This window comes from Streptomyces endophyticus, from assembly GCF_035798155.1.
In the GTDB taxonomy this organism is placed as follows: Bacteria; Actinomycetota; Actinomycetes; order Streptomycetales; family Streptomycetaceae; genus Streptomyces; species Streptomyces endophyticus.
This window is the reverse complement of sequence record NZ_JAOZYC010000125.1, coordinates 1-14017: the sequence shown is the minus strand read 5'-3', so window position 1 is coordinate 14017 and position 14017 is coordinate 1. Positions and strand designations below refer to the sequence as shown.

At 70.3% G+C, this 14017-nt stretch carries 14 protein-coding genes; 10 read left to right on the top strand and 4 right to left on the bottom strand.

Translation table 11 applies throughout. From position 1 onward, the window contains the following. Nucleotides 1–106: 106 nt before the first annotated feature. Together OKJ99_RS20440 and OKJ99_RS20435 are read left to right on the top strand one after the other, a co-directional pair. Nucleotides 107–760 carry a molybdopterin-dependent oxidoreductase gene (locus OKJ99_RS20440; RefSeq protein ID WP_326018463.1) on the top strand — a complete coding sequence of 218 codons (654 nt, stop codon included), beginning with the start codon at nt 107–109 and terminating at the stop codon, nt 758–760. Beyond that, nucleotides 744–1361 carry a cytochrome b/b6 domain-containing protein gene (locus OKJ99_RS20435; RefSeq protein ID WP_326018351.1) on the top strand — a complete coding sequence of 206 codons (618 nt, stop codon included), beginning with the start codon at nt 744–746 and terminating at the stop codon, nt 1359–1361. Before OKJ99_RS20440 ends, OKJ99_RS20435 begins: the two co-directional genes overlap by 17 nt. A 64-nt stretch (nt 1362–1425) precedes the next feature. On the opposite strand, the gene OKJ99_RS20430 is transcribed toward OKJ99_RS20435, so the two are convergent. Together OKJ99_RS20430 and OKJ99_RS20425 are read right to left on the bottom strand one after the other, a co-directional pair. Then, nucleotides 1426–2832 (bottom strand): GntT/GntP/DsdX family permease, encoded by a 1407-nt coding sequence (locus OKJ99_RS20430; RefSeq protein WP_326018349.1) that lies wholly within the window; start codon nt 2830–2832, stop codon nt 1426–1428. 54 nt (nt 2833–2886) lie between these two features. Next, entirely contained in the window at nt 2887–3411 is a 525-nt protein-coding gene (locus tag OKJ99_RS20425) for a gluconokinase (RefSeq protein ID WP_326018348.1), read from the bottom strand. 131 nt (nt 3412–3542) lie between these two features. Between OKJ99_RS20425 and OKJ99_RS20420 the strand changes: the two genes are divergently transcribed. Next, nucleotides 3543–4244, top strand: a complete 702-nt coding sequence (locus tag OKJ99_RS20420; RefSeq protein WP_326018346.1) for a FadR/GntR family transcriptional regulator — start codon at nt 3543–3545, stop codon at nt 4242–4244. A gap of 22 nt (nt 4245–4266) precedes the next feature. Here OKJ99_RS20420 and OKJ99_RS20415 read toward each other — a convergent pair whose 3' ends face one another. After that, nucleotides 4267–4647: a YchJ family protein gene (locus OKJ99_RS20415; protein WP_326018345.1), complete on the bottom strand. Its 381-nt coding sequence runs from the start codon at nt 4645–4647 to the stop codon at nt 4267–4269. Nucleotides 4648–4717: 70 nt separating this feature from the next. On the opposite strand from OKJ99_RS20415, the gene OKJ99_RS20410 reads away from it, so the two are divergent. After that, nucleotides 4718–5248: a FadR/GntR family transcriptional regulator gene (locus tag OKJ99_RS20410; RefSeq protein ID WP_326018343.1), complete on the top strand. Its 531-nt coding sequence runs from the start codon at nt 4718–4720 to the stop codon at nt 5246–5248. Nucleotides 5249–5256: 8 nt separating this feature from the next. Here the strand turns inward: OKJ99_RS20410 and OKJ99_RS20405 are convergent, their stop codons facing one another. Further along, the gene (locus OKJ99_RS20405; protein WP_326018341.1) at nt 5257–6174 is read right to left on the bottom strand and encodes a helix-turn-helix transcriptional regulator; all 918 of its coding nucleotides are present in this window, start codon (nt 6172–6174) and stop codon (nt 5257–5259) included. 184 nt (nt 6175–6358) lie between these two features. Here OKJ99_RS20405 and tkt point away from each other — a divergent pair, with 184 nt between their 5' ends. The 6 genes from tkt to OKJ99_RS20375 all read left to right on the top strand — a co-directional run. Beyond that, entirely contained in the window at nt 6359–8443 is a 2085-nt protein-coding gene (tkt, locus tag OKJ99_RS20400; RefSeq protein WP_326018339.1) for a transketolase, read from the top strand. 41 nt (nt 8444–8484) lie between these two features. Further along, nucleotides 8485–9606, top strand: a complete 1122-nt coding sequence (gene tal / locus OKJ99_RS20395; protein ID WP_326018337.1) for a transaldolase — start codon at nt 8485–8487, stop codon at nt 9604–9606. Continuing rightward, a complete protein-coding gene (gene zwf / locus OKJ99_RS20390; RefSeq protein WP_326018335.1) occupies nt 9603–11135 on the top strand; it encodes a glucose-6-phosphate dehydrogenase in 1533 nt (510 codons plus the stop codon). Before tal ends, zwf begins: the two co-directional genes overlap by 4 nt. Next, complete coding sequence (gene opcA, locus OKJ99_RS20385; RefSeq protein WP_326018333.1) at nt 11132–12079, top strand: glucose-6-phosphate dehydrogenase assembly protein OpcA; 948 nt, start codon at nt 11132–11134, stop codon at nt 12077–12079. The genes zwf and opcA overlap by 4 nt, the downstream gene beginning before the upstream one ends. Then, nucleotides 12072–13721 carry a glucose-6-phosphate isomerase gene (gene pgi / locus OKJ99_RS20380; RefSeq protein ID WP_326018331.1) on the top strand — a complete coding sequence of 550 codons (1650 nt, stop codon included), beginning with the start codon at nt 12072–12074 and terminating at the stop codon, nt 13719–13721. The genes opcA and pgi overlap by 8 nt, the downstream gene beginning before the upstream one ends. Before the next feature lie 39 nt (nt 13722–13760). After that, a partial coding sequence (locus tag OKJ99_RS20375) for an NAD(P)-binding domain-containing protein (protein ID WP_326018329.1) occupies nt 13761–14017 on the top strand: 257 nt, incomplete at its 3' end.

Sequence of the window (14017 nt, the reverse complement as noted above, 5' to 3'; positions counted from 1 at the left end):
CCCTGACGTCGACCGCAACTCCCTGGCTCCCGGCCCCCCACAGTGCTGCAATCGAAACGTGAAACCGAACCAAGGCCCCCCGGTGGGCCGCCGCCTGGTCCTCGGAATGCTCGGCGCGGGCGCGCTCACCGTGGCCGCCGCCCCCACCCTCCAGCACGCCTTCGAAAGCCTCGCCCAGAAGGACCCCACCGGCCTCACGGGCGTGCTGCCGAACGGCGGCGGCTTCCGCTACTACTCGGTCGCCGCCTCCGTCCCCCACAAGAGCGCCGAGACCTACCGCCTCACCGTCAACGGACTGGTCGAGCACCCGTCGACGTACACGCTCCCCGAGTTGAGGGCGCTGCCGCAGACCCGCCTCGTCCGTGACGTCCAGTGCGTCACGGGCTGGCGCGTCCCGCACACCCCCTTCGAAGGCGTACGGCTCTCGCGGATCCTGGACGCCGCGGGGGTGCGCCCCACCGCCAGAGCCGTACGCCTCACCTGCTTCGACGGCACGTACAGCGAGAGCCTCACGCTCCAACAGGCGCGCCGCGCCGACGTACTGGTGGCGCTGCGCATGCGGGACAAGGACCTCACGCACGCGCACGGCGGCCCGGTGCGCCTCTACGCGGCCCCCATGTACTTCTACAAGTCGGCCAAGTGGCTCTCCGGGATCACCGTCACCGACGACGTACAGCCGGGTTACTGGGAGGAGCGCGGCTACGACATCGACGCCTGGGTCGGCCGCTCGAACGGACGCGACGATGAGCCCACGAACTGAGCAGCTCACGGCCACCGTCCGCCGTTTCACGCGAGCCGAACGCTGGGTGCACCGCGCCACGGCCGCCCTGATGGGCGTGTGCGTCGTGACGGCCGCCTGTCTCTACGTTCCGCAGCTCGCCGAACTCGTCGGCCGCCGCGCCCTCGTGGTCACGCTCCACGAATGGTCGGGCCTGCTGCTGCCCGTGCCCTTCGTGGTGGGACTCGTCTCCCGCGCGTTCCGCGCGGACCTCGGCCGGCTCAACCGGTTCGACCTCCACGACAAGGCGTGGCTCCGTGCCGTCCTGCACCGGCGGCCCGGCCACCGCCCGGCGGGCAAGTTCAACGCCGGGCAGAAGCTGTGGGCGGCCTGGCTGGCCGGAGCCGTCCTGGTGATGCTCGGCACGGGGCTGCTCATGTGGTTCACGCACCTCGCCCCGCTCGCCGTGCGCACGGGCAGCACCTTCGTGCACGACTGGCTGGCGCTCGCCCTCGGCATCGTTCTCGCCGGGCACATCGGCATGGCGGTCGGCGATCCGGAGTCGCGCCGGGGCCTGCGGACCGGCTTCGTGGACCGGGACTGGGCCGCGCGGGAGCACGGCGAGTGGCTCGACGCGCCCTGAACACGCCACGAGGGCGCCCCGCCGGCCGGCGGGACGCCCTCGTGATCGGGCAGTTGGTCCTCGGCTAGATCACCAAGGACAGCAGCAGCACCAGCGCGCCCGCGACCACGGAGATGATCGTCTCCATGAGCGACCAGGTCTTCACGGTCTGGCCGACGCTGAGCCCGAAGTACTCCTTGACCAGCCAGAAACCGGCGTCGTTGACGTGGCTGAAGAACAGCGAACCCGCGCCGATGGCCAGCACGAGCAGCGCCGTGTGGGTGTCACTCATGTTGGCCGCGAGGGGCGCGACCAGGCCGGCGGCGGAGACCGTGGCGACCGTCGCCGAACCCGTGGCGACGCGGATGACGACCGCGATGAGCCAGGCGAGCAGCAGCGTCGGGAGTCCCCAGTCCTTGGAGATCTCCATGATCATCTCGCCGACGCCGGAGTCGACCAGGGTGCCCTTGAAGCCACCGCCCGCGCCCACGATGAGCAGCACGCCCGCGATCGGGCCGAGGGACTTCTCGGTGGTGGAGAGCACCTTGCCCTTGGTGAAGCCGGCCGGGCGGCCGAGGGTGAACATGGCGACGACGACGGCGACGAGCAGCGCGATCATCGGGTTGCCGACCACGTCGAACACGCGCTGGACGGTGGCGTCCGGGTTGTCCACGATGACGTCGACAACGGCCTTGGACAGCATCATCACGACCGGCAGCAGGATCGTCGCGACGGCGGCGCCGAAGCTCGGACGCCTCTCCAGCTCGTCGGACGCGCGCGCCGGGATCATCTTCTCGGGGGCCGGGACGTCGACCCACTTGGCCGCGTACTTCGAGAAGACCGGGCCCGCGATGATCACCGTCGGGATGGCGACGAGGATGCCGAGCGCGAGCGTGAGGCCGAGGTTGGCGTCGACCGCCTGGATCGCGACGAGCGGGCCGGGGTGCGGCGGGATCAGGCCGTGCATCACGGACAGACCGGCGAGGGCCGGGATGCCGATCCGCATCAGCGAGTAGTTGCCGCGCTTGGCGACCATCAGGACGACGGGGATCAGCAGGACGATGCCGACCTCGAAGAAGAGCGGCAGGCCGATCACGGCCGCGATGAGCACCATGGCCCACGGCATGGCCTTGCCACCGGACTTGCCGGCCTTGGCGAGGATCGTGTCGACGATCTGGTCGGCGCCGCCGGAGTCGGCGAGCAGCTTGCCGAGGATCGCGCCGAGCGCGATCAGTACGCCGACGCCGGCGACGGTGTCACCGAGTCCGGCGCTGAAGCTCTCGATCACCTTGTCCAGCGGCGCACCGGCGAACGCGCCGAGCGCGAGCGAGCCGATGGTCAGCGCCAGGAAGGCGTGCATCTTGAATGTGGTGATGAGCAGGACGATGACGGCGATTCCCGCGAGCACGGCGATCCCGAGCTGGGCATGGCCCGCGGACGTGATCGGCTCGACGGTGTCCGCTGCCAGCATCTCGACGCTGAGTCTGGTCACGGTCTAATCCCTTGAACGAGTGGGGGGACGGGGAGTACTTGCCGGTGTGGGGGGTTACGCGGTCGCGGCGGGGGAGTCGAGCGCGGCCAGGGCCGCGGTGGCCCGGTCCGCGATCTCCTCGGGCGAACCCGCGACATCGACGGCCACGCCCGCCTCGTCCGCCGCGAGCGGCTGAAGCGTGGCGAACTGCGAGTCGAGCAGTGAAGTGGGCATGAAGTGCCCCTCGCGATGCCCCATCCGGTCCTCGATCAGCTCGCGCGAGCCGGTGAGGTGGACGAAGACGGCGCCGGGGGCCTCGGCCCGCAGGCGGTCGCGGTAGCTGCGCTTGAGTGCGGAGCTGGAGACCACCCCGCCGAGTCCCGCGCGGCTGTGCGCCCAGCGGCCGATGGCGTCGAGCCAGGGCCAGCGGTCCTCGTCGTCAAGGGGGGTGCCGGCCGACATCTTCTCGATGTTGGCCTCGGGGTGGAAGTCGTCGCCCTCGGCGTACGGAACGCCGAGTCGTTCGGCGAGCAGGGGACCGATCGTTGTCTTGCCGGTTCCTGCGACGCCCATGACCACGACGACGTGGGGGGTGCTCATCGGGTACTGCCTCGCTTCGCTGTCTTCGTCGACATCGCTGTGACACCACACTGAAACCCAATAGGTCTGATTAATTCAAGAGGGTGTGACATATAAGTCAGACCATTGAGCTCGGGGCTAGGGTTGTCCCCATGACCACCATGGGCCGGGGCCTGCATGCCCGCGTACTGGAAAGCCTCGGTCCCGCGATCACGGCGGGCGAGTACCCGGCGGGCAGTGTGCTGCGCACGGATGAACTCGCCCAGCTCTTCGAGGTCTCCCGATCGGTCATGCGGGAGGCGGTGCGCGTCCTGGAGTCGATGCACCTCGTGGCCTCGCGGCGCCGGGTCGGCGTGACGGTGCGGCCCGCCGAGGAGTGGAACGTCTACGACCCGCAGGTGATCCGCTGGCGCCTCGCGGGCGCCGACCGCCCGCGCCAGCTGCGCTCGCTGACCGTGCTCCGCTCGGCGGTCGAGCCGGTCGCCGCGGGTCTGGCCGCGCGGAGCGCGAGCGCGGAGCAGTGCGCGGCGCTCACCGAGTGCGCGCTCGGCATGGTGGCCACGTCACGGGGCCAGCAGCTGGAGGCATACCTCGGCCACGACGTCGAGTTCCACCGGATCGTCCTGAACGCGTCGGGCAACGAGATGTTCGCCCACCTGGGTGACCTGGTCGCCGAGGTCCTCGCGGGCCGCACCCACCACCAGGTCATGTTCGAGGATCCGGACCCGGCGGCGGTCAGCCTGCACGTCAAGGTCGCGGAGGCGGTACGGGAGCGGGACGCGCAGCGCGCGGAGGAGCTCACGCGCGAGATCGCGGTGGGCGCGCTGCACGAGCTGGACATCCTGGCGCCCTGAACTCCCTTACGGGGCCCCGGAGTTACTCGATGAAGTCCCCGTCGACGTACACCCACGCCCCGCCCACCCGGGAGAACCGGCTGCGCTCGTGCAGCTCGCCGCCCCGGTAGCGGGCGCGGAAGGTGACGGTGCCGCGCTGGTGGAACGCGGAGCCCTCGACCGCCTCCACGATCTCCAGGCCGGTCCACCGCGGAGCGTCGGCGAAGTCGATGCCGGGCGGCCGGGTGTCCGGATGCCAGGTACGCAGCAGGTACGGGGCGTCGCGCCGCACGAAGGCGGCGTACCGGGAGCGCATCAGGGCTTCGGCGGAGGGGGCGGCCGAGGCGCCGGAGTGATAGCGCCCGCAGCAGTCTTCGTAGGTGGCGGGGAGTCCGCAGGGGCAGGCGGGGGTGGTGCGTGACATGCGGTTGATTTTAAGCCCCTGAGGCTGCTGAGCAGCGGGCGCGCAGCGCTAACTTCGGGCAGGGGCGGACTTGGGGAAGAGGAACGACACCCCGCACAGCACCAGCGTCAGCACCGGCGACCCCAGCGCATCCACCCGCGAGTCCGGCATCACGATCAGTGAGACGAACATCGAGGAGCTGACGGCGTGGCGGCAGGCGATCTCAGGTGAGGCAGCCGCCCGCGCGGCCCGCCGTGCCGACGCCGACGCGCACGCGCGTCTGCGTGAACTCGCCGACCGTACGCACGAGTTGCTGTCCGACGCCGACGCCTACCGCACCGCCGACGCCGCCTTCCACCTCGCCATCGCCGAACTCTCCGGTTCCCGGCGACTGTTGGAGGCCGAGCAGGGCATCCAGGACGAGCTGACCCGGATCATCTCCACCCACCCCGGCGGCACCGAGGCCCGCTCCACCCCCGGCGAGCTGCACGATCCGCTGACCCGGGCGATCGTCGCGGGCGACGCGGGGCGGGCCCGTGAGGAGTTCCGCATCCACGCGCAGGCCACGGCGGACATGTGCCTGATCTTTACGTCAGAAGGGGGCCGGCCGGAAGGGCACTGAAGGGCGCCTCAGACCTGTTCCGCCCGGAACGCCGCCGGCGTGGCACCCGTGTGCTGCTGGAAGTACTTCGAGAAGTTGGCCGAGTCCGCGAAGCCGACCGCGACGCCGATCCGGCCCACCGGCAGCTCCGTGTGCGCGAGCATCCGTTTGGCCTCCAGGATCACGCGCCGGTCGATGAACGCCTTCGGGGTGAGGCCCGTCGCGGCGCGCACCGCGCGGACGAGCGTGCGGCGCGAGTAGCCGAGCTCGTCGGCGTACGCGCTGACGCTGTGGTTGGACGTGAAGCCGTGCTCGACCGCCGTGCGGAACCGGGAGAACGCGGAGGCCGCGGCGTCCTGCTGTGGCGTTCCGTCCTCCGCCGTGGCCTGCGCCGACACATGTGCCACGCGCAGCATCAGGGCCGTCAGGGTGTGCCGAAGGACCGCGGTGTGCAGGCTCAGCGGAAGCGTGACCGTGTCCAGGTACTCGCGCCGCAACTGCTCCAACGAGGCGTCCAGCGCCGCGAGTTGATCCGCAGCGGGGTGCAGCAGCGGCGGGCGGTCGTAGCGGTAGAGGCCGGTCGCCTCGACGATCGCGCGGGGCAGGAAGCCCGGCTGCATGGTGAGGGCCGTGCCGACGTAGGTGTCCTCGGTCGAGAAGCCGTGCACCTGGCCCGGCCGGATCCACAGGATGTCCCCGGCCCCCACCTCGTACTCGGTGAAGTCGATCATGTGGCGGACCGGGCCCTCGCGGAAGAACAGCAGCACGTGGAAGTCGATGCGGTGCACGCGCCGCGCGGGGCCGACGCCCCACGGACCCTCCGGGCCCATCGGTCCGATCTGTATTCCGACGCCGGACAGGCTCGCGCTGGGGTCGAACGGGTAGGTGCGGATGTGCGCCGCCGCTCCCAGATGTGCGCTCGTCTGTGGGGGGTCCTGCTCCGTCATGCACTTTCCTCGGATCGGTGCGGGTTGCGTGTCCCATTTTCACCGAACGCTGGCACGGGGGCACCTGTCGAGCCAAAAGTATGACCTTTACATTCGTAGGTGGTTCGACCTGGGACTTTGGTCCTGGGTGGACGGTGTCTTTCGACACCTCGGCAGGACAACGGATGTGAAGGAAGCTGGACAGATGAGCACGCAGACACCGAACGGACTCAACCCCTTCGAGTGGACCGAACGTGACCAGCGTGCCGTCGACACCGCGCGCCTCCTGGCGGCGGACGCGGTGCAGAAGGTCGGCAACGGTCACCCCGGCACCGCCATGAGCCTGGCCCCGGCCGCGTACACCATCTTCCAGAAGGCCATGCGGCACGACCCGGCCGACCCGGAGTGGACCGGCCGCGACCGCTTCGTCCTGTCGCCCGGACACACCAGCCTCACCCTCTACACCCAGCTCTTCCTCTCCGGCTACGAGCTGGAGCTCGACGACCTGAAGGCGTTCCGCACGCAGGGCTCGAAGACGCCGGGCCACCCCGAGTACGGCCACACCGCCGGTGTCGAGACCACCACGGGTCCGCTCGGCCAGGGTCTCGCCAACGCCGTGGGCATGGCGATGGCCGCCCGCTACGAGCGCGGCCTGTTCGACCCGGAGGCCGCCGAGGGCGACTCCCCGTTCGACCACACCATCTGGGCGATCGTCTCCGACGGCGACCTGGAGGAGGGCGTCTCCGCCGAGGCCTCGTCCCTCGCGGGCCACCAGAAGCTCGGCAACCTCGTCTTCGTCTACGACGACAACCACATCTCCATCGAGGGCGACACCGCGACCGCCTTCTCCGAGGACGTCCTGAAGCGCTACGAGGCGTACGGCTGGCACGTGCAGCGCGTCGCGCCCACCGCCGACGGCGACGTCGACCCGAAGGCCCTGTACGAGGCGCTCGCCGCCGCCAAGGCCGTCACCGACAAGCCCTCGATCATCGCGATGCGCACGATCATCGCCTGGCCGGCCCCGACCGCGAAGAACACCGAGGCCTCCCACGGCTCCGCGCTCGGCGCCGAGGAGATCGCCGCCACCAAGCGCGTCCTCGGCTTCGACCCGGAGCAGTCCTTCATCGTCGAGGACGAGGTCATCGCCCACACCCGCGGCGCCCTCGACCGCGGCGCCGAGGCGCACGCCGCCTGGGACAAGCAGCTCGCCGAGTGGCGAAACGCCAACCCCGAGCGCTCCGCGACCCTCGACCGCGTGCTCGCCGGCCGCCTCCCCGAGGGCTGGGAGGACGCCCTGCCGTCCTTCGAGACCGGCACCAAGGTCGCCACCCGCGCCGCGTCCGGCAAGGTCCTCCAGGCCCTCGGCCCGGTCGTCCCCGAGCTGTGGGGCGGCTCCGCCGACCTCGCGGGCTCCAACAACACGACGATCGACAAGACCAGCTCCTTCCTCCCCAAGGGCAACCCCCTCTCCGAGGCCGACCCGTACGGCCGCACCGTGCACTTCGGCATCCGCGAGTTCTCGATGGCCGCCGAGATGAACGGCATCGCGCTGCACGGCAACACCCGCATCTACGGCGGCACCTTCCTGGTGTTCTCCGACTACATGCGCAACGCCGTCCGCATGTCCGCCCTCATGCAGCTCCCGGTCACCTACGTCTGGACCCACGACTCCATCGGCCTCGGTGAGGACGGCCCGACCCACCAGCCCGTCGAGCACCTCGCCTCGCTGCGCGCCATCCCCGGCCTCAACGTCGTCCGCCCGGCCGACGCCAACGAGACCGCCACCGCCTGGCGCGAGATCCTCAAGCGCGGCACCGAGAAGCCGGCCCCGCACGGCCTGGCGCTCTCCCGCCAGGGCCTGCCCACCTACGAGGCCAACGAAGACGCCGCCAAGGGCGGCTACGTCCTCGTCGAGGCGTCGACCGGCACCCCCGACGTCGTCCTGATCGCCACCGGCTCCGAGGTGCAGCTCGCCGTCGCCGCCCGTGAGCAGCTGGAGGCCGAGGGCATCGCCACCCGCGTCGTGTCGATGCCGTCCGTCGAGTGGTTCGAGGAGCAGGACGCCGACTACCGCGCGTCCGTCCTGCCGCCGTCGGTGAAGGCCCGCGTGGCGGTCGAGGCCGGCATCGGTCTCACCTGGTACCGCTACGTCGGTGACGCCGGACGCATCGTCTCCCTGGAGCACTTCGGTGCCTCCGCCGACGCGGGCACGCTCTTCGCCGAGTTCGGCTTCACCGCCGAGAACGTCGCCGCCAAGGCCCGCGAGTCCCTCGCCGCCGCCCGCGCCTGAACCTCCCCCTCACGCACGTACGAAAGAAGATGAAGCAGAACATGAGCAACGCCGTCGCACCCCTCAAGTCGCTCTCCGACGAAGGCGTTTCCATCTGGCTGGACGACCTGTCCCGCACCCGCATCGAGTCCGGCAACCTCGCCGAGCTCATCGCGGACCAGCACGTCGTGGGCGTCACCACGAACCCCTCGATCTTCCAGGCCGCCATCGGCAAGGGCGAGGGCTACGAGGAGCAGCTCGCCGACCTGGCCGTCCGCAAGGTCACCGTCGACGAGGCCGTCCGCATGATGACGACGCAGGACGTCCGCGCCGCCGCCGACATCCTGCGCCCCGTGTACGACGCCACGCAGGGCCGTGACGGCCGCGTCTCCATCGAGGTCGACCCGCGCCTGGCCCACAACACCGAGGCCACCATCGCCGAGGCCAAGCAGCTGGCCTGGCTCGTGGACCGCCCCAACGTGATGATCAAGATTCCGGCGACCCTCGCGGGCCTCCCGGCGATCACCGAGGTCATCGGCCTCGGCATCTCGGTCAACGTCACGCTGATCTTCTCCCTCGACCGCTACCAGGCCGTCATGGACGCCTACCTGGCCGGTCTGGAGAAGGCCCACGAGCGCGGCATCGACCTCGCCGGCATCCACTCGGTCGCCTCGTTCTTCGTCTCCCGCGTCGACGCCGAGATCGACAAGCGCCTCGACAAGATCGGCACGGACGAGGCCAAGGACGCCAAGGGCAAGTCCGCGCTCGCCAACGCCCGCCTCGCCTACGAGGCCTTCGAGCAGGCCTTCGCCGTCGAGCGCGCCACCAAGCTGGCGGCCGCCGGCGCCAACAAGCAGCGCCCGCTGTGGGCCTCCACCGGCGTCAAGGACCCCGCGTATAAGGACACCCTGTACGTCGACGAGCTGGTCGCGCCCGGCACCGTCAACACCATGCCCGAGGGCACCCTGAAGGCGACCGCCGACCACGGCGAGATCACCGGCGACACCATCACGGGACGCTACGAGCAGGCCCGCGCCGAGCTGGGCGCCGTCGACGCGCTCGGCATCTCGCTCGACGAGGTCACCCAGCAGCTCGAGGACGAGGCCGTCGCCAAGTTCGAGATCGCCTGGAACGACCTGCTCTCCACCGTCTCCTCCCGCCTGACGGAGGCTGAGTCCAAGTGAGCTCCACCGCTTGGCAGAACCCGCTGAGGGACCCCCGCGACCGGCGTCTGCCGCGCGTCGCGGGCCCCTCCGGGCTCGTCATCTTCGGCGTCACGGGCGACCTGTCCCGCAAGAAGCTGATGCCGGCCGTCTACGACCTCGCCAACCGCGGCCTGCTGCCGCCGGGCTTCTCGCTCCTCGGGTTCGCCCGCCGTGAGTGGGAGGACCAGGACTTCGCCCAGGTCGTCCACGACTCGGTCAAGGAGCACGCCCGCACCCCCTTCCGCGAGGAGGTCTGGCAGCAGCTCGCCGACGGTATGCGCTTCATCCCCGGCGACTTCGACGACGACACCGCGTTCAAGCAGCTGCGCGAGTCCGTCGACGAGCTCGACGAGAAGCGCGGCACCAGCGGCAACTACGCGTTCTACCTCTCCGTACCGCCGAAGTTCTTCCCCAAGGTCGTGCAGCAGCTCAAGAAGCACGGCCTCGCGGACGCGGCCGAGGGCTCCTGGCGGCGCGCCGTCATCGAGAAGCCGTTCGGCCACGACAGCGAGTCGGCGCGCGACCTGAACGCGATCGTGCACGACGTGTTCTCGCCCGAGCAGGTCTTCCGCATCGACCACTACCTCGGCAAGGAGACCGTCCAGAACATCCTGGCGCTCCGCTTCGCCAACCAGATGTACGAGCCGATCTGGAACCGGTCCTACGTCGACCACGTGCAGATCACGATGGCCGAGGACATCGGCATCGGCGGCCGCGCCGGCTACTACGACGGCATCGGCGCCGCCCGTGACGTCATCCAGAACCACCTGCTCCAGCTCCTCGCCCTCACGGCGATGGAGGAACCGGCCGCGTTCGACGCCGAGTCGCTGGTCAACGAGAAGCTCAAGGTCCTCAAGTCCGTACGGCTCCCCGCCGACCTGGAGAAGTCCACGGTCCGCGCGCAGTACGCACCGGGCTGGCAGGGCGGCGAGAAGGTCCGCGGCTACCTCCAGGAAGACGGCATCGACCGCGCGTCGAAGACCGACACCTACGCGGCCGTGAAGCTGGGCATCGACAACCGCCGCTGGGCGGGCGTCCCGTTCTACCTGCGCACCGGCAAGCGCCTCGGCCGCCGCGTCACCGAGATCGCGGTCGTCTTCCAGCGCGCCCCGCACTCCCCGTTCGACCACACCGCCACCGAGGAACTCGGCCAGAACGCGATCGTCATCCGCGTTCAGCCGGACGAAGGTATGACGGTGCGCTTCGGATCCAAGGTGCCGGGTACGTCGATGGAGATCCGCGACGTGTCCATGGACTTCGCTTACGGCGAGTCGTTCACCGAGTCCAGCCCGGAAGCGTACGAGCGGCTGATCCTGGACGTGTTGCTGGGCGACGCGAACCTCTTCCCGCGCACGGAAGAGGTCGAGGAGTCCTGGCGCATCCTCGACCCCATCGAGGAGCACTGGGACAAGACCGGCAAGCCGGCCCAGTACGCCTCGGGAAGCTGGGGCCCGAAGGAAGCGGACGAGATGCTCGCACGAGACGGACGGAGCTGGCGCAGGCCATGAAGATCGACCTGACCGACACCACGGCAAGCAAGGTCAACAAGGCGCTCGTCGAAGGGCGCCGTGCCATCGGGACGCCCGCCGTGGGCATGGTCCTGACGATGGTCATCGTCACGGACGAGGAGAACGCGTACGACGCGACGAAGGCCGCCCAGGAGGCGTCCCGCGAGCACCCCTCGCGCACCCTCGTCGTCATCCGGCGCACCAAGCGCCTGCCCCGCGACCGCCACGGCAACCGGCTCGACGCCGAGGTCCGCCTCGGCTCCGAGGCCGGCACCGGCGAGACCGTGGTCCTGCGCCTGTACGGCGAGACCGGCAAGCACGCCGACTCCGTCGTCCTGCCGCTGCTGCTGCCCGACGCCCCGGTCGTCGTGTGGTGGCCGGTGGACGCGCCCGAGAACCCCGCCAAGGACCCGCTGGGCGCGCTCGCGCAGCGCCGCATCACCGACGCGTACGCCGTCGAGGACCCGGTCGCCGCGCTCGCCCAGCGCTCCACGTCCTACGCCCCCGGCGACACCGACCTGGCCTGGACCCGGCTCACCCCGTGGCGCTCCATGCTGGCCGCCGCGCTCGACCAGGCCCGCACCGACGTGATCTCCGCGGCCGTCGAGTCCGAGGCCGACAACCCCAGCGCCGAACTGCTCGCGCGCTGGCTCGGCGCCCGGCTCGGCGTCCAGGTCGAGCGGGTCACGACGGACGGCCCGGTCGTCACCGCGGTCCGCCTCGGCACGCCGAACGGCGAGATCCGCATCGACCGCCCCGAAGGACCGCTCGCCAAGCTGACCCTCCCCGGCCAGCCCGAGCGCACCCTCGCCCTCAAGGTCCGCTCCACCGCCGAGCTGATCGCGGAGGAACTCCGCCGCCTCGACGCCGACGAGATGTACGCCGTGGCCCTGCAGGCAGCCGCCCACGGCAAAGTCACCAAGGAGTCCGTTCAACATGCCTGACACCGCCCCCTTCCTCACCCGCCGCCCGCAGTGGACGGCCCTGGAGGACCACCGCGCGAAGTTCAACGGCACGCACCTGCGCGACCTGTTCGCGAAGGACGCGGACCGTGCCGAGCGCTACACGCTCGACGTCGGTGACCTGCACATCGACTACTCCAAGCACCTGATCACGGACGAGACCCTCGCCCTGCTCCAGGAACTGGCCACCGCCACCGACGTGTTCGGGCAGCGCGACGCCATGTTCCGCGGCGAGAAGATCAACACGACCGAGGACCGCGCCGTCCTGCACACGGCCCTGCGCGCCCCGGCCGACGCCGTGGTCGAGGTCGACGGCGAGAACATCGTGCCGAAGGTGCACGAGGTCCTCGACCAGATGGCCGTCTTCGCCGACAAGGTCCGCTCGGGCGAGTGGACGGGCCACACCGGCAAGCGGATCAAGAACATCGTCAACGTCGGCATCGGCGGCTCCGACCTCGGCCCGGCGATGGCGTACGAGGCACTGCGCCCGTTCACCGCCCGCGACCTGACGCTCCGCTTCGTGTCGAACGTCGACGGCGCCGACCTGCACGAGGCCGTCCGCGACCTCGACCCGGCCGAGACGCTGTTCATCATCGCGTCCAAGACCTTCACGACGATCGAGACGATCACCAACGCGAAGGCGGCACGCTCCTGGCTGCTGGCGACCCTTGGCGACGACGCGGCGGTCGCGAAGCACTTCGTCGCCCTGTCGACAAATGCCGAGAAGGTCTCCGAGTTCGGCATCGACACGGCCAACATGTTCGCGTTCTGGGACTGGGTCGGCGGCCGCTACTCCTTCGACTCGGCCATCGGCCTCTCGCTGATGATCGCGATCGGCCCGGACGCCTTCCGCGAGCTGCTCGACGGCTTCCGCCTGGTCGACGACCACTTCCGCACGGCCCCCGACGAGGCCAACGCGCCGCTGCTGCTCGGCCTCCTCGGAGTCTGGTACGGCAACTTCCACGGCGCGCAGTCGCACGCGGTGCTCCCGTACTCGCACTACCTCTCCAAGTTCACCGCGTACCTCCAGCAGCTCGACATGGAGTCCAACGGCAAGTCCGTGGACCGCCAGGGCCGCGGCGTGGAGTGGCAGACGGGCCCGGTCGTCTGGGGCACCCCCGGCACCAACGGCCAGCACGCCTACTACCAGCTCATCCACCAGGGCACGAAGCTGATCCCGGCGGACCTCATCGGCTTCGCGAAGCCGGTCGACGAGCTGTCCGACACCCTCGCGGGCCAGCACGACCTGCTGATGGCCAACCTGTTCGCGCAGGGCCAGGCCCTCGCCTTCGGCAAGACGCCGGACGAGGTGCGCGCCGAAGGCGTCGCCGAGGAACTGGTGCCCCACAAGACGTTCAAGGGCAACCACCCGACGACGACGATCCTCGCGCGCGAGCTGACCCCGTCGGTCCTCGGCCAGCTCATCGCCCTCTACGAGCAGAAGGTGTTCGTCCAGGGCGCCATCTGGAACATCGACTCCTTCGACCAGTGGGGCGTCGAGCTCGGCAAGGTCCTCGCCAAGCGCGTGGAGCCCGCCCTGACCGAAGGCGCGGAGGTCCCCGGCCTCGACGCGTCGACGCAGTCCCTGGTCAGCACGTACCGCGCGCTGCGCGGCCGCAAGTAGCCCCAACCAGCAACTAGCACTGAAGGTAAGTGAACTGACATGCAGCTCGGTCTCATCGGTCTCGGCAAGATGGGCGGCAACATGCGCGAGCGCATCCGCCGCGCGGGCCACACCGTCATCGGCTACGACCGCAACCCGGAGATCTCCGACGTCGCCTCCCTCCAGGAGCTCGTCGAGAAGCTCGAGGGCCCGCGTGTGGTGTGGGTGATGGTTCCGGCCGGTGCCGCGACCCAGTCGACCGTCGACGAGCTCGGTGACCTGCTCTCCGAGGGCGACATCGTCGTCGACGGCGGCAA